General features: G+C 71.6%; 13 protein-coding genes. 5 read left to right on the forward strand and 8 right to left on the reverse strand.

What is annotated here, in order from left to right:
• The first annotated feature begins 15 nt into the window (after positions 1–15).
• Positions 16–732 carry a helix-turn-helix domain-containing protein gene (locus ACZ6CZ_RS24135; RefSeq protein WP_469024714.1) on the forward strand — a complete coding sequence of 239 codons (717 nt, stop codon included), beginning with the start codon at positions 16–18 and terminating at the stop codon, positions 730–732.
• A 23-nt stretch (positions 733–755) separates the two neighbouring features.
• Here the strand turns inward: ACZ6CZ_RS24135 and ACZ6CZ_RS24140 are convergent, their stop codons facing one another.
• The gene (locus ACZ6CZ_RS24140; protein ID WP_469024716.1) at positions 756–1,781 is read right to left on the reverse strand and encodes an ATP-dependent 6-phosphofructokinase; all 1,026 of its coding nucleotides are present in this window, start codon (positions 1,779–1,781) and stop codon (positions 756–758) included.
• 187 nt (positions 1,782–1,968) lie between these two features.
• Here ACZ6CZ_RS24140 and pta point away from each other — a divergent pair, with 187 nt between their 5' ends.
• From pta to pyk, 3 genes are all read left to right on the forward strand, one after another.
• A complete protein-coding gene (gene pta, locus ACZ6CZ_RS24145) occupies positions 1,969–4,101 on the forward strand; it encodes a phosphate acetyltransferase (RefSeq protein ID WP_469024718.1) in 2,133 nt (710 codons plus the stop codon).
• On the forward strand, positions 4,098–5,321 hold the full coding sequence (locus ACZ6CZ_RS24150; RefSeq protein ID WP_469024721.1) for an acetate kinase: 1,224 nt from the start codon (positions 4,098–4,100) through the stop codon (positions 5,319–5,321). The genes pta and ACZ6CZ_RS24150 overlap by 4 nt, the downstream gene beginning before the upstream one ends.
• An 82-nt stretch (positions 5,322–5,403) precedes the next feature.
• Complete coding sequence (gene pyk, locus ACZ6CZ_RS24155) at positions 5,404–6,837, forward strand: pyruvate kinase (RefSeq protein ID WP_469024723.1); 1,434 nt, start codon at positions 5,404–5,406, stop codon at positions 6,835–6,837.
• Between the two features lie 101 nt (positions 6,838–6,938).
• Here pyk and ACZ6CZ_RS24160 read toward each other — a convergent pair whose 3' ends face one another.
• The 4 genes from ACZ6CZ_RS24160 to ACZ6CZ_RS24175 form a co-directional block, all read right to left on the reverse strand.
• The gene (locus ACZ6CZ_RS24160) at positions 6,939–8,360 is read right to left on the reverse strand and encodes a hypothetical protein (protein ID WP_469024726.1); all 1,422 of its coding nucleotides are present in this window, start codon (positions 8,358–8,360) and stop codon (positions 6,939–6,941) included.
• Positions 8,350–9,012, reverse strand: coding sequence for a DUF6114 domain-containing protein (locus ACZ6CZ_RS24165; protein ID WP_469024729.1), 663 nt, complete (start codon positions 9,010–9,012; stop codon positions 8,350–8,352). Before ACZ6CZ_RS24165 ends, ACZ6CZ_RS24160 begins: the two co-directional genes overlap by 11 nt.
• Positions 9,013–9,126: 114 nt before the next feature.
• On the reverse strand, positions 9,127–9,765 hold the full coding sequence (locus ACZ6CZ_RS24170; RefSeq protein ID WP_469024732.1) for a DUF6230 family protein: 639 nt from the start codon (positions 9,763–9,765) through the stop codon (positions 9,127–9,129).
• A 662-nt stretch (positions 9,766–10,427) separates the two neighbouring features.
• Positions 10,428–11,402 (reverse strand): tetratricopeptide repeat protein, encoded by a 975-nt coding sequence (locus tag ACZ6CZ_RS24175; RefSeq protein WP_469024735.1) that lies wholly within the window; start codon positions 11,400–11,402, stop codon positions 10,428–10,430.
• 334 nt (positions 11,403–11,736) lie between these two features.
• Here ACZ6CZ_RS24175 and ACZ6CZ_RS24180 point away from each other — a divergent pair, with 334 nt between their 5' ends.
• Entirely contained in the window at positions 11,737–12,459 is a 723-nt protein-coding gene (locus tag ACZ6CZ_RS24180; RefSeq protein ID WP_469024738.1) for a TetR/AcrR family transcriptional regulator, read from the forward strand.
• A gap of 19 nt (positions 12,460–12,478) precedes the next feature.
• Here ACZ6CZ_RS24180 and ACZ6CZ_RS24185 read toward each other — a convergent pair whose 3' ends face one another.
• The 3 genes from ACZ6CZ_RS24185 to ACZ6CZ_RS24195 all read right to left on the reverse strand — a co-directional run bounded on the left by ACZ6CZ_RS24185 (position 12,479) and on the right by ACZ6CZ_RS24195 (position 15,221).
• Positions 12,479–14,179 (reverse strand): acyl-CoA mutase large subunit family protein, encoded by a 1,701-nt coding sequence (locus ACZ6CZ_RS24185; RefSeq protein WP_469024740.1) that lies wholly within the window; start codon positions 14,177–14,179, stop codon positions 12,479–12,481.
• A 150-nt stretch (positions 14,180–14,329) separates the two neighbouring features.
• Complete coding sequence (locus ACZ6CZ_RS24190) at positions 14,330–14,668, reverse strand: DUF3817 domain-containing protein (protein WP_469024743.1); 339 nt, start codon at positions 14,666–14,668, stop codon at positions 14,330–14,332.
• A gap of 43 nt (positions 14,669–14,711) precedes the next feature.
• Complete coding sequence (locus tag ACZ6CZ_RS24195; protein WP_469024746.1) at positions 14,712–15,221, reverse strand: MarR family winged helix-turn-helix transcriptional regulator; 510 nt, start codon at positions 15,219–15,221, stop codon at positions 14,712–14,714.
• Between the last annotated feature and the right edge of the window lie 57 nt (positions 15,222–15,278).

Below are 15,278 nucleotides of genomic sequence, written 5' to 3' on the forward strand. Positions count from 1 at the left end.
CCTAGCTTGTGCTGGGTGCGCCAACTCCCAGACCGGCCGGACCACCCGGCTCCCCCGTTCAACGCCCCCGCCGCCCGCAGGCTCCGCGCCGCCCTCGGCATGGGCCCCGAGCACGTCGCCCACAGCATGCGGTCCTCGTACGGGCTGCCGTACGTCACGCCGGATCTGGTGACCGCCTGGGAACGCGGCACGGCCGCGCCCGGCAACCCCGAACTCACCGCGCTGGCGGGCGTGCTGTGGTGTGCGCCGGGTGAACTCATCGGCCGGCCCAGGACCCTGCGCGAGCACCGGATCGCCCGGGCGCTGGCTCCCGAGGACGTGGCCCGCGCCATCGGCGCCGACCTGCGCGCGTATCTGCGCATGGAGGAGACCGGAGACTGGCGCGGCACCGACCGCCAGTCGGCCGCGCTGGCCCAGGTCCTGAACCTCTCGCTGCCCGACCTCGTCACCGTCACCGGGCGCGAGGGACGGCTCGCGGAGCTGCTGCGCAGCGCGGCGACCACCCGCTGGCAGGCGTACGTCCGCCCGGTCGCGAAGCTCGCCCCGCTGGGCCGGGAGGTGCTGGAGTCCGTCCTCCAGGAGCTGCACCAGGAGTACCAGGGGCAGATGGTCGCGTCGCTGACCTGGGGCGGCACCAGCGCCGCCGAGGACTCCAGCGACAACGGCCGGGACTTCCTGCGGCGGATCGTGGACACCTTCTGGGACCGGGCGGAGACCGCGGCGGCCCGCTGACACCACCCGTCCCGGGCGGGCGTCTAGAAGACCGACTCCGCCTCGTCCATCCGGTCCTTCGGCACCGTCTTCAGCTCGGTCACCGCTTCCGCCAGCGGCACCATGACGATGTCGGTGCCGCGCAGCGCGGTCATCCGGCCGAACTCGCCCTGGTGCGCGGCCTCGACCGCGTGCCAGCCGAACCGGGTGGCGAGGATGCGGTCGTAGGCGGTGGGGGTGCCGCCGCGCTGGATGTGACCGAGGATGACCGGCTTGGCCTCCTTGCCGAGGCGGCGCTCCAGCTCGTAGGCGAGGGCGGTGCCGATGCCCTGGAAGCGCTCGTGGCCGAACTGGTCGATCGCGCCCCGCTCGTAGTCCATGCTGCCCTCGGCGGGGTGGGCGCCCTCGGCGACGCAGATGACGGCGAACTTCTTGCCGCGGGCGAAGCGCTCCTCGACCATCTTGACCAGGTCGGCCGGGTCGAAGGGGCGCTCGGGCAGGCAGATGCCGTGGGCGCCGCCGGCCATGCCGGACTCCAGCGCGATCCAGCCGGCGTGCCGGCCCATGACCTCCACGACCATGACCCGCTGGTGGGACTCGGCGGTGGTCTTCAGCCGGTCCATGGCCTCGGTGGCGACGCCGACGGCGGTGTCGAAACCGAAGGTGCGGTCCGTGGAGGAGATGTCGTTGTCGATGGTCTTGGGCACGCCCACCACCGGCAGGCCCGCGTCGGAGAGCATGCGGGCGGCGGTCAGGGTGCCCTCGCCGCCGATCGGGATCAGCGCGTCGATGCCGAAGGAGCGGATGATCTCCGGTCCGCTCTCGCAGGCCTCGCGCAGCCGGTCGCGCTCCAGCCGGGAGGAGCCGAGGATGGTGCCGCCGCGGGCCAGGATGCCGCTGACCGCGTCGAGGTCCAGGGCGCGGTAGTGGCCGTCGAGCAGGCCGCGGTAACCGTCCTCGAAGCCGATCACCTCGTCGCCGTACTGCGCGACCGCGCGGTGCACGACCGACCGGATCACGGCGTTCAGGCCGGGGCAGTCGCCGCCTGCGGTGAGAACTCCGATGCGCATCGTGCTGTGTCTCCTGCTCGCTGTGGGTACCGGTGAGCCAGTCCGATTGTTTCACGTCCCGGCGGCGGTCACGATCGACCGCCTGTTTTGACGGGCGCCTTATCTAGCGCCAGGGGTATTGTCAAGAGGGTCCTGCTCACCTCGGTGGGCGATTTTTGTGAGCATGAGGCGGAGAGGGAGAGCACGCGTGACGCGCAGCGTGTACGTGACCGGGATCGACCGGGGCGACGGCCGTCAGGTCGTCGAGCTGGGGGTCATGGAACTGCTGACCCGGCAGGTCGACCGGGTCGGCGTCTTCCGCCCCCTCGTCCACGACGGTCCCGACCGGCTGTTCGAGCTGCTGAGGTCGCGCTACCGGCTGTCCCAGGACCCGGCGACCGTCTACGGCCTCGACTACCACGAGGCGTCCGCCCTCCAGGCCGAACAGGGCACCGACGAGCTGGTGTCCGCCCTCGTCGACCGCTTCCACCTGGTGGCCCGGGACTACGACGTCGTCCTGGTCCTCGGCACCGACTTCGCCGCCACCCAGCTGCCGGACGAACTGTCCCTCAACGCCCGGCTGGCGAACGAGTTCGGCGCCTCGGTCGTCCCGGTCGTCGGCGCCCGCGGGCAGAGCGCCGAGTCGGTGCTCGCCGAGACCCGCAACGCCTACCGCGCCTACGACGGCCTGGGCTGCGACGTCCTCGCCATGGTCACCAACCGGGTGGCCCGCGAGGACCGCGAGGACATCGCCGGGCGGCTGGCCTCCCGGCTGCCGGTCCCCTGCTACGTCGTGCCGGACGAACCCGCGCTGTCCGCGCCGACGGTGTCGCAGATCGGCCACGCCCTCGGCGCGACCGTGCTGCTGGGTGACGACGCGGGGCTGGCCCGGGACGCGCTCGGCTTCGTCTTCGGCGGTGCCATGCTGCCGAACTTCCTCACCGCCCTGACCCCGGGCTGCCTGGTCGTGACCCCCGGCGACCGCGCCGACCTCGTCGTCGGCTCGCTGGCCGCGCACAGCGCCGGCACCCCGCCGATCGCCGGTGTGCTGCTCACCCTGGACGAGCGGCCCACCGACGAGATCCTCACCCTGGCCGCCCGCCTCGCCCCGGGCACCCCGGTGCTGTCCGTGGCCGGCAACAGCTTCCCCACCGCCGAGCAGCTGTTCTCCCTGGAGGGCAAGCTGAACGCGGCCACCCCGCGCAAGGCCGAGACCGCGCTCGGCCTCTTCGAGCGGTACGTCGACACCGCCGACCTGGCCAAGCGGGTCTCCGCGCCCAGCAGCGACCGGGTCACGCCGATGATGTTCGAGCACAAGCTGCTGGAGCAGGCCCGCTCCGACAAGCGGCGCGTGGTGCTGCCGGAGGGCACCGAGGAGCGCGTCCTGCACGCGGCCGAGGTGCTGCTGCGCCGGGGCGTGTGCGACCTGACGCTGCTGGGACCGGTGGAGCAGATCCGCAAGAAGGCCGCGGACCTCGGCATCGACCTCGGCGACACCCAGCTGATCGACCCGGCCACCTCCGAGCTGCGCGATCATTTCGCCGAGCGGTACGCCCGGCTGCGCGCCCACCGCGGGGTCACGGTGGAGCTGGCCCACGACGTGGTCGCCGACGTCAACTACTTCGGCACGCTGATGGTCCAGGAGGGGCTGGCGGACGGCATGGTGTCGGGCTCGGTGCACTCCACGGCCGCCACCATCCGGCCCGCCTTCGAGATCATCAAGACCGAGCGGCCCGCGGCCGGCGAGGGCGGCGCGGCGGACGGGGCGCCGATCGTGTCCTCGGTCTTCTTCATGTGCCTCGCGGACAAGGTGCTGGTCTACGGCGACTGCGCGGTCAACCCGGACCCGGACGCCGAGCAGCTGGCGCAGATCGCCATCCAGTCGGCCGCCACCGCCCAGCAGTTCGGGGTGCAGCCGCGGATCGCGATGCTGTCGTACTCCACGGGCACCTCCGGCTCGGGCGCCGACGTCGACAAGGTGCGCCGGGCGACCGAACTGGCCCGGGCCCGGCGGCCCGACCTGAAGATCGAGGGCCCGATCCAGTACGACGCGGCCGTGGAGCCGACGGTCGCCGCGACCAAGCTGCCGGGCTCCGAGGTCGCCGGGCAGGCCAGCGTGCTGATCTTCCCCGACCTCAACACCGGCAACAACACCTACAAGGCCGTGCAGCGCTCGGCCGGCGCGATCGCGGTCGGCCCGGTCCTGCAAGGCCTGCGCAAGCCGGTGAACGACCTCTCCCGCGGCGCGCTCGTGCAGGACATCGTGAACACCGTCGCCATCACGGCGATCCAGGCCCAGACCTCCGACCAGCTTCCCAGCGAGAAGGCGACCGAGCAGTGAGCCCCACCCGTGTCCTCGTCCTCAACTCCGGCTCGTCGTCCCTGAAGTACCAGCTGCTGGACATGCGGGAGCACAGCCGGCTCGCGGTGGGCCTGGTGGAGCGCATCGGCGAGGAGTCCGGCCGGCTCACGCACAGCCCCGCCGGGGCGGAGCCCCGCGAGTGGACCGGCCCGATCGCCGACCACGACGCCGCGCTGAAGGCCGTCGCCGAGGAGCTGGCCCGGGACGGCCTCGGCCTGGACTCCCCCGAACTGGCCGCCGTCGGGCACCGGGTGGTGCACGGCGGGAAGTACTTCACCGCGCCGACCGTGATCGACGACACCGTGCTCGCCGAGATCGAGCGGCTCATCCCGGTGGCCCCGCTGCACAACCCGGCCAACCTCACCGGCATCCGCACGGCCCGCAAGCTGCGCCCCGACCTGCCGCAGATCGCGGTCTTCGACACCGCCTTCCACACCACGATGCCGGAATCGGCCGCCCGCTACGCGATCGACACCGAGACCGCCGACCGCCACCGCATCCGCCGCTACGGCTTCCACGGCACCTCGCACGCCTATGTGGCCCGGACCACCGCCGAACTGCTGGGCAGGCGGCCCGAGGACGTCAACCTCATCGTGCTGCACCTGGGCAACGGCGCGTCCGCCAGCGCCGTGCGGGGCGGCAGGTGCGTGGACACCTCCATGGGGCTGACGCCGCTGGAGGGGCTGGTGATGGGGACGCGTTCGGGAGACCTGGACCCGGCCGTCATCTTCCATTTGATGCGCGTAGGCGGAATGTCCGCCGACGAGATCGACACTCTTCTCAACAAGAGGAGCGGGCTGATCGGCCTGTGCGGTGACAACGACATGCGCGAGATCCGCCGCCGCGTCGAGGAGGGTGACGAACAGGCGCAGCTCGCCTTCGACATCTACATTCACCGGCTGAAGAAGTACATCGGCGCCTATTACGCGGTACTCGGCCGGGTCGACGCGGTCGTCTTCACAGCGGGAGTCGGTGAAAACGCGAGCCCGGTGCGGGAAGCTGCCGTGGCGGGTCTGGAGGAACTGGGCCTGGCGGTGGACAGCGCGCTGAACGCCGTGCGCGGCGACCGGCCGCGGCTGATCTCGCCCGGGCACGCCCGGGTGGCCGTCGCGGTGGTGCCGACGGACGAGGAACTGGAGATCGCGACACAGACCTACGCACTGGTCGAAAAAGAACAGCTGGGCAATACACCGCGGTAACACGGCTGAGCGCATGCCCGCCCATTTGTATCTTCCGCCAGACGGAATATTCCGCAGCGAAACAAACCGATAGGATCGCCCCATGCGCCGTTCGAAAATCGTCTGTACTCTCGGCCCCGCGGTCGACTCCCACGAGATGCTCGTCGCCATGCTCGAGGCGGGCATGAACGTGGCCCGCTTCAACTTCAGCCACGGCTCCCACGCCGAGCACCAGGCGCGGTACGACCGCGTCCGCGCCGCCTCCAAGGAGACCGGGCGCGCCGTCGGCGTCCTCGCCGACCTCCAGGGCCCGAAGATCCGTCTGGAGACCTTCGCCGAGGGTCCGGTCGAGCTGGAGCGCGGTGACGAGTTCGTCATCACGACCGAGGACGTCCCGGGCGACAAGCAGATCTGCGGCACCACCTACAAGGGCCTGCCGGGCGACGTCTCGCGCGGCGACCAGATCCTGATCAACGACGGCAACGTCGAGCTGCGGGTCGTCTCGGTCGAGGGCCCCCGGGTGCGCACGATCGTCGTCGAGGGCGGCGTCGTCTCCGACCACAAGGGCATCAACCTGCCCGGCGCGGCCGTGAACGTGCCCGCGCTGTCCGAGAAGGACGTCGAGGACCTCCGCTTCGCCCTCCGCATGGGTTGCGACATGGTCGCCCTGTCCTTCGTCCGCGACGCCAAGGACGTCGCCGACGTCCACAAGGTGATGGACGAGGAGGGCCGCCGGGTCCCGGTCATCGCCAAGGTGGAGAAGCCGCAGGCGGTGGAGAACATGGAGGCCGTCGTCGCGGCGTTCGACGCCGTCATGGTGGCCCGTGGCGACCTGGCCGTCGAGTACCCGCTCGAGAAGGTCCCCATGGTGCAGAAGCGCCTGATCGAGCTGTGCCGGCGCAACGCCAAGCCGGTGATCGTGGCGACCCAGATGATGGAGTCGATGATCACCAACTCCCGCCCCACCCGCGCCGAGGCCTCCGACGTGGCCAACGCGATCCTGGACGGCGCCGACGCGGTCATGCTGTCGGCCGAGTCCAGCGTGGGCGCGTACCCGATCGAGACCGTCAAGACGATGTCGAAGATCGTGCAGGCGGCCGAGCAGGAGCTGCTCTCCAAGGGCCTGCAGCCGCTGGTGCCGGGCAAGAAGCCGCGCACGCAGGGCGGTTCCGTCGCGCGTGCCGCCGCCGAGATCGCCGACTTCCTCGGCGGCAAGGGCCTGATCGCGTTCACCAAGTCCGGTGACACCGCCCGCCGGCTGTCCCGCTACCGCGCCGCCCAGCCGGTCCTGGCGTTCACCACCGACGAGGGCACCCGCAACCAGCTGACCCTCAGCTGGGGCGTGGAGTCGCACGTCGTGCCGTTCGTGAACTCCACCGACGAGATGGTCGACATGGTGGACCAGGAGCTGGCCAAGCTGGGCCGCTTCAACGCGGGCGACACCGTCATCATCACCGCCGGCTCGCCCCCCGGCGTCCCCGGCACCACCAACATGGTCCGCGTCCACCACGTGGGCGGCGTCGAGGACACCGACTGACCGACCGGCCACAGGCCCCGTACGGCGCTGAGGGCGCCCCCTGCTCGGCAGGGGGCGCCCTCAGTTTCTTCCGCGGCTCCCGGAAGGGTTCGTAGGTCCGCTCAGTCGGTGGTGTACACGTGCATGCCGGGCACGTGCAGGGAACCGCCGAACTGGGCGGCCTGGACCACCTTGGCCTTGGTGAAGTAGATCAGCGGGATGTTCAGCGGCGGCGGGCTGTCGGGGCTGAACGTCACGGGTATCAGACCGAACAGGTTCCCGGAGATGCTCTCGGTGTACATCACCGTGTCGCCGTCGCGGATGGTGGACGTCGAGCCGGCGGACGCCTGCACGTGGTAGGTCTTGCCGGACTGCTTGTCCTGCACGGTCTGGTGCAGGTCGCCGATGTCGGTGCCGCCGGAGATGACGTACTTGAGCACCTTCTTGACGGTGCCGTCGGCCGTCCTCACCTTGACGATGCCCTGGTAGTCGGCGCCCTTGAGCGTCAGCGAGCTGGCGCTCAGGTACCAGGGGTCGGCCGCCACCGGCACCTTGTTGTCGACGCCGCCGGTGTCGTCCGTGGCGACCGGGCAGCCGTCCGCCGGGTCCGTGGCGTCGGCGGAGGGGCTGGGCGTGGCCGAACCGGTCGCCTCTGCGGCCTTCCCGGCGGTGTCCGCGGCCGCCTTGGACGCCGCGTCGGTGGCGTCCCCCAGCGTGTCCGTGACCTTCTTGGTGGTCTTGGAGACCGTGTCCCCGGCCGTGCCGGAGCCGCCGCCCTGACTGCCGCCGGAACCCGTCGACCCCGAGGTGCCCGTCGACCCCGACGTGCCCGGCGTGTCCGGGGAGGACGACGGCGAGGGCGTCGAGGACGCGGACGGCGTGGGGCTCGCGCTGGGGGCCGAACCCGAACCGCCGCCGGTGAGGATGCCGGTCACGGTGTCGCTGATCGTGTCGCCGACGGTGTCGAGCAGGTTGCCGCTGCTGCGCGACGCCGACGGGGCCGGCGTGGCCGTGTCGCCGCCGGAGGAGCCGCCGGCCGTACCGCCCGGGGAACCCGACGAGCCCGAGGAACCGCCGGAGCCGGAGTCCGGACCGGAGTCCGGGCCCTGCGTGGCCGTGGGCGCGGGCGTGGCCTGTTCGTCGGAACCTGAATCCGGCGACGAGGTCTTGCCCGGCTCGTCCTGGCCGGCCGTGGCCGAGGGCGACGGCGTGGCCGAGGAGGAGGCGCTCGCGGAGGGCGACGGCGTGGCCGAGGCGGAGGCGTCGGGGTCGAGTGCCTCGACGCAGTCCTTGTACTCGTCCGCGCTCAGGCTCTTGGAGGTGGTCGACGGCGAGGGCGAGCCGGTGCTGTCGGCGAGGGCGAGGGAGGACGTGAATCCCATGCCCATGAGGACCGCGGTCGGCATCGCGACCGTGGCTATCGCCTTGCCGGCCGGCATGTGGAACCTGGTGAACAGCGGCTTCTTGGGTGCCGCGTGGCGGGGCCCGGTTCTCGCACGGGACTCGTCCACATCGGTCCCGTGGGTCACCTCGTCAGCCGGCACTGTGCCTCCCGTTCGCCCCGTTGGCCGGGCTCGTTCCTGACAGGTCCCGCACGTCGCCCGTCCCGTCGGCGTCCCGGCCGTAGGGTCCGTGCTGTCCGTCCGGGCCGTGGTATCCGTCCGGGCCGCGGTGTCCGTCCAGGCCGCGCTGACCGGGCAGGCCGTAGTGGCCGTCCTGGCCGGGGCCGTCCAGCGGCGCGCTCCCGGGGGCGCCGCCCTCGGCGGGAGCGGGCTGCGGCCCGGCCGGCGGCTGCGGTACGGCGCCCGGCGCCCACGACACGGCCATCGCGCCGCCGATCAGGGCGAGCAGGAAGCCGATGACGAAGCCGCCGAAGTTGGCCACGGGGATGGACACCAGCGCCAGCAGGATCGCCGCGACGCCCGCGAAGACCCGTACGTGCTTCTGGAACCAGAGGCTGATGCCCAGGACGATGAGCAGCACACCGATGATCAGGGACCCGGCTCCCGCGGTGGTCGCCATCGCCAGCGTGAGATGCCCGAGCTGGAGGTGGGCGTACGGGAAGTACATGATCGGAAGGCCGCCGAGCAGGACGAACAGGCCGGCCCAGAACGGTCGGGCGCCCCGCCAGGCGCGGAACTGCTGCCTCCGGTCGACGGAGGGGCCGGGTGCGGCGGCAGGGGTCTCGGCGCTCATGGAAAACAGCTCCCTGGTGCGGTGTTGCTGTGGTGAAGTGTGCCGCGAGTGAGCACGCGGCCGGAGAGTGGACGGGCGGGGGCGCCACCGGCTCCCCCGCCCGTCAGCGAGTGCTTAGTAGCACTCCTTGGCACCCGTCGACAGCGACATGTGCAGACCGCTGAGCTTGAAGGTGCCGGCGGTGGTCGCCCACGCCGTCTGCTTCACGCCGATCAGCGTCGCCTTGTCGGCCTGCTGGGCGAACCCGTAGGGGTTGGCCTGCTCGCCGCCGCCCTTCATGCCCGGACCCTTGGCGGCGTCCTTGGCGGCCACACCGATGTCGATGTTCTCGAACGTCGCGTCGGCGTTGAGGTCGGCCACATCGATGTAGATGTTCTCGGCCTGGACCTTGTCGTGGCCCTCGCCGCCCGCCCGCAGGATCAGGCTGACGCTGCCGAACACCGGCACGTCCGGGGTGACCACGGACTGGCACAGGTTGGTGATCTCGGCGTGCTTGAACGCCGAGACGGCCACCGGGTGAGCCGTCTTCTTGCCGTCCAGCGTGTAACCGCTGTCGATGGCGCCGTACTGCTCGAAGCCGGTGCCCACGAGCGAGTCGGCCGACACCTTGAACGACTGGCCGGACACACTGAACGACGCGGCCAGAGCACCCTGCGCGAGGGCGACACCTATACACGCCGTGGCGGCGACGCTGGGCACCATGACCACAGCGAACCGCTTCCATCTGGTCCCGCCACGCACCTGGGACTCCATATTTCCTCCTTCTCGGACGTACATCTCCTGGCCCTGGCAACGCCCCTGGATCGGCGGCTCAGCCGGGCAGGGATGGGAGAAGTGCTACGTCCTCGGGAAGGGGAGCGCCCGTACTCGGCGGCGCGAACAGCGCCCGAATCACCGGCGATCACCCCCGAGCGACAACCACTGGTCGCGCCTGACACGCATCACGCACAACCTTGCTGGACAGGCTTCACCGGACGGCGAAGACCCCCCTGTCCCAGGGCCGGCGCCACTGCCGCCGGCCCTGCCCGGTGGGGACCCACAGTCTCTCGTCACCCGGCCGGATGCCGGGGTACGGGAATGGACCGAGCGTCGCCGATCGTGGTGCATTCTCGGCGCCTGCACAAGGGGGTTCGTTACTCGCTAGTAACGGCCGGATAACCGAACAACGACCTAGCGGTCTCGTTGCGCGACGCTGGGTGCCGCCGAGGGGCTGAGCAAAACAGTTGATTGCTGGACAGACCCAGACAGAACAACGCCCCTGATTTACTGCGAGTAACAGCGGCCGCGATTACCAAGATTTGGCAAAGCGCGGCCGCCCTCGCGTCCCACCGGCCGATCTTTCACGCCGGCATCACACCCGCCGGGGCGTTTAGCGACTGGTCACCACCGTGCCGCCGCCGCACCCGGCCCACCGGTCAGAACAGCGCCCGCGCCAGTGCCCGGCGCGCCCCGACGACCCGCGGGTCGTCGGCGCCGACGATCTCGAACAGCTCCAGCAGCCGGCGGCGTACGGCGTCCCGCTCGTCCCCCGCCGTCCGGCGCACGGTGTCGATCAGCCGCCCGAAGGCGTCCTCGACATGACCGCCCACCAGGTCCAGGTCCGCCGCCGCGATCTGCGCCCCGGCGTCGCCCGGCCGCTCCGCCGCGTCCTGGCGCACCCGCTGCGGGTCCAGGTCCTGCACCCGCTGGAGCAGCTCGGCCTGCGCCAGACCGAGCTTGGCCTCGCTGTTGCCCGGGTCGTCGCCGAGCACGTTCTTGTAGGCCTGGACGGCTCCGCCCAGGTCGCCGGCGTCCAGCGCCCGTACGGCGGCCTCCAGCAGGGCGTCGTACGGCCCCGCGGGCACCTCGTGCGCGGGGGCGCCGCCCGGCTGCCCGTCCGGGTCGACGGCCAGGCCGGTCAGCCCGAACCGCTCCTCCGCGACCTGCACCAGCTGGTCCAGGGTCTGCCGGATCTGCTGCTCGGAGGCCGCTCCCTGGAACAGCGGCAGCGCCTGTCCCGCCACCACGGCGAAGACGGCCGGGATCCCCTGGACCCCGAACTGCTGCATCAGCATCTGGTTGGCGTCGACGTCGATCTTGGCGAGGAGCAGGCGCCCGGCGTACTCGACGGTCAGCCGCTCCAGGACCGGGCTCAGCTGCTTGCAGGGCTGACACCACTCGGCCCAGAAGTCGATGACGACCGGCACCTCGGCGGACCGCTGGAGGACATCGCGTTCGAAGGTGGCCTCGTCGACGTCGATGACGAGATCGGCCGGGGAGACGGCTCCGGCGCCGCCGCCCTGCCGGGCGGCCTCGGCGCGCGCCTGCTCCGCCTTGGCCTTGGCGTCCTGGGCCGCCTTCACCGCGGCGAGGTCGACGACGCCGCTCATGGACATGTTCCGTGGCTGCATGCGTCTATCCTCCCCCGTTCCCCGCGCGTGTGTGAAAACGGTCCGAAAGCCGGGCCGCCGCCGGGCCGTTGCCCGCCCGCCGGTCCGCCCGCCGTCCGCCGTGCTCCGCCGGCCCGCCGCTGGTCTGCGGCCGGTCGGCGGCTGGTCCTCGTACTGCCCGGGTGCCGGGTCCCCACCCCGCACCCCGTGGTCGTCACTCGTGAGCGTGACCCGCGCACGTCCCGCACGGGTTTTCGCTACGAGTCGTAGCGTAATGCCATCGGGGACACCGGCGACACCACCCCCCGGTGATCTCCCTCACGGCGGCGCGGGAATGGCCGGTTATGGTCGGGGAATGCAGAGCCGCACCCCCGCCAGCCGTTCCGGACGCCCGCGCAGCGCGACCGCGGACGCCGCGATCCTGGCCGCCACACGGGAGGCGCTGGTCGACCTCGGCTGGTCCAAGCTCACCCTGGGGGACGTGGCGACCCGGGCCGGGGTGGCGAAGACGACGCTGTACCGGCGCTGGGCGGGCAAGAACGAACTGGTCGTCGACGCGGTCGCCGAACTCTTCGACGAACTGCGGCTGCCCGACCGCGGCACCCTGGCCGCCGACATCGAGGGCGTGGTCCTGCAGTTCGCCACCATCCTGGCGCGGCCCGAGGCCAGGAGCGGGCTGATGGCGGTGATCGCGGAGTCGACACGCGACGACGCCCTGCGCGAACGCATCCGCGCCTCCATCGTGGACCGGCAGATGCGCCTGGTCCTGGAGGGCCGCGCGCGGGCCCAGCAGCGCGGCGAACTCCCCCCGGAGCCGGACCCGGTGGAGTCCGCCCGCACGGTGGACCTGATCTTCGACATCGTCGCGGGCGCGGTCGTGCACCGCACCCTGGTCAGCGGCAAGCCGGCGGACGAGGAGTGGGTGCGCGGCTTCACCCGCATCCTGCTGCTGGGCCTGGCCGCCCAGCCGGAGACACCCGCCGGCGCCGGGGCACCGGGCGGCGGCAGGGCGCCGGACGGCGACGGGCGGCACCGGGAGCCCGCGAGCCCGCCGGTACCGCCCGCCGCCGAGGCCTAGGGCCTGTCGTGGGGCTGTCCTAGAAGCCCGCGGGCTCCGTGTAGACGCCCCACTCCTCGCGCAGCACCCCGCAGATCTCGCCGAGCGTCGCCTCCGCGCGGACCGCGTCCAGCATCGGCGCGATCATGTTGCTGCCCGAGCGGGCCGCGGCGAGCATGGCGTCAAGGGCCGCGCGGACCCGGGTCTCGTCGCGTGCGGCGCGCCGCTCGGCCAGCACCCGCACCTGCTCGCGCTCCACCTCGTGGCTGACCCGCAGGATCTCCAGGTCCCCGGTGACCGACCCGGTGTGGACGTTGACGCCGACGACCCGCTTCTCGCCCTTCTCCAGGGAGCGCTGGTAGCGGAAGGCGGACTCCGCGATCTCCCCGGTGAACCAGCCGTCCTCGATGCCCCGCAGGATGCCGGAGGTGACGGGGCCGATCGGGTGCCGGCCGTCCGGGTGGGCCCGCAGTCCCCGCTCCTTGATCTGCTCGAAGATCTTCTCCGCGTCGGCCTCGATCCGGTCCGTCAGCTGCTCCACGTACCAGGCGCCGCCCAGCGGGTCGGCCACGTTGGCGACCCCGGTCTCCTCCATCAGCACCTGCTGGGTGCGCAGCGCGATCTCCGCCGCCTGCTCGCTGGGCAGCGCGAGGGTCTCGTCCAGGGCGTTGGTGTGCAGCGAGTTGGTGCCGCCGAGCACCGCGGCCAGCGCCTCCACGGCCGTGCGGACCACGTTGTTGTACGGCTGCTGCGCGGTCAGCGACACCCCGGCGGTCTGGGTGTGGAAGCGCAGCCACTGGGCCTTGTCGGTCTTCGCCCCGTAGACGTCCCGCATCCAGCGCGCCCAGATGCGGCGGGCGGCGCGGAACTTGGCGATCTCCTCGAAGAAGTCGAGGTGGGCGTCGAAGAAGAAGGACAGCCCGGGCGCGAAGACGTCGACGTCCAGCCCGCGGCTCAGCCCCAGCTCGACGTAGCCGAACCCGTCGGCCAGCGTGTACGCCAGCTCCTGCGCGGCCGTCGCCCCGGCCTCGCGGATGTGGTAGCCGGAGACGGACAGCGGCTTGTACGCGGGGATGCCGGCCGCGCAGTACTCCATGAGGTCGCCGATCAGGCGCAGGTGGGGCTCCGGCTGGAAGAGCCACTCCTTCTGGGCGATGTACTCCTTGAAGATGTCGGTCTGGAGCGTGCCGTTGAGCACCGCCGGGTCGACGCCCTGGCGCTCGGCGGCGACCAGGTACATGCAGAAGACGGGCACGGCGGGCCCGCTGATGGTCATCGAGGTGGTCACCTCGCCCAGCGGGATGTCCTGGAACAGCACCTCCATGTCGGCGGCGGAGTCGATGGCGACGCCGCAGTGCCCGACCTCGCCGAGCGCGCGCGGGTCGTCGGAGTCGCGGCCCATCAGCGTCGGCATGTCGAAGGCCACGGACAGGCCTCCGCCGCCGGCCGCCAGGATCATCTTGTACCGCTCGTTGGTCTGCTCGGCGTTGCCGAACCCGGCGAACTGGCGGATCGTCCAGGTCCGCCCCCGGTAGCCGGTCGGATGCAGTCCGCGCGTGAAGGGGTACTCCCCGGGCCACCCGATCCGCTCGAACCCCTCGTAGGTGTCCCCGGGCCGGGGCCCGTAGACGGGCTCCACGGGGTCGCCGGAGAGCGTGGTGAAGTCGGCGTCGCGCGTGCGCGCCGCGTCGTAGCGGGCCTGCCAGCGGCGGCGGCCCTCGTCGATCGCGTGAGCATCCATGCGGTCAAATTTACTAGGACGTCCAAGTAAATGTCGATGGCAGACCACCGCACGGCACTCGTACGGCGGTGGAGCCGGTCGTCCGGAGACCCGACGAGGGCGCCCGGACGCCGGGCGCCGGACCGTCCGGTCCGGCCGTGCCGCCTGCGGCTAGGCCTTGACCGCGGCCGGCGCCGGAGCGGCCGTCCTGCCGTCCAGCTCGCGGCTGATGCGGCGCTCCACGAAGAAGGCGGCGGTCGGGATGGTGCCCGCCAGCAGGACCCACAGCTGCTTGCCGACCGGCCACTTCGCCTTGGAGCCCAGGTCGAAGGCGAAGACCAGGTAGATCACGTACAGCCACCCGTGCGCGATGGCGACGACCCGCGTGAAGTCGGCGGCGCCGTCGATGTCCAGACCGTACTTCGCGATCATGCTCAGGCACAGCAGGACCAGCAGGACGCCTGTGGTGTAGGCCAGGACGCGGTAGCGGGTCAGCACGCTCTTTTTCATGCCGTCGAGCGTAACCGCCCGTTCCGGGAGATCTTGTCCCGGGTCACTCCTCGTCGAAGTCGTGTGCCGCGACCCTCAGCGGCCGCAGCATCGCGAACAGCTCCGCGCACTCCTCGGCGTCGTAGACCCCGAGCCCGAAGTCCATCGCCATCAGGTCCCGGGTGGCCGCGTCGACCACCTCGCGCCCCTTGTCGGTGATGGTGGCGAGCGTGCCGCGCCCGTCGTTCGGATTGGGCCGCTTGGCGACCAGGCCCGACCGCACCAGCCGGTCGACGGTGTTCGTCACCGAGGTCGGGTGCACCATCAGCCGCTCGCCGATCTTGGACATGGGCAGCTCACCGGCCTTGGAGAAGGTCAGCAGCACCAGCGCCTCGTACCGCGCGAACGTCAGTCCGTAGGGCTTGACCACCGCGTCGACCTCGGCCAGCAGGATCTGGTGGGCCCGCATGATGGAGGTGATCGCCGCCATGGACGGGACGTTTCCCCACCGCTGCTTCCACAGCTCGTCGGCGCGGGCGATGGGGTCGAAGGGAAGGCTGAGAGGCTTCGGCACGGCATCAGACCCTACCGGCCGGTCATATGACGGGCAGCCCCGTCTCGGCCTTCGGTC

Source organism: Streptomyces sp. NPDC041135 (assembly GCF_055592085.1).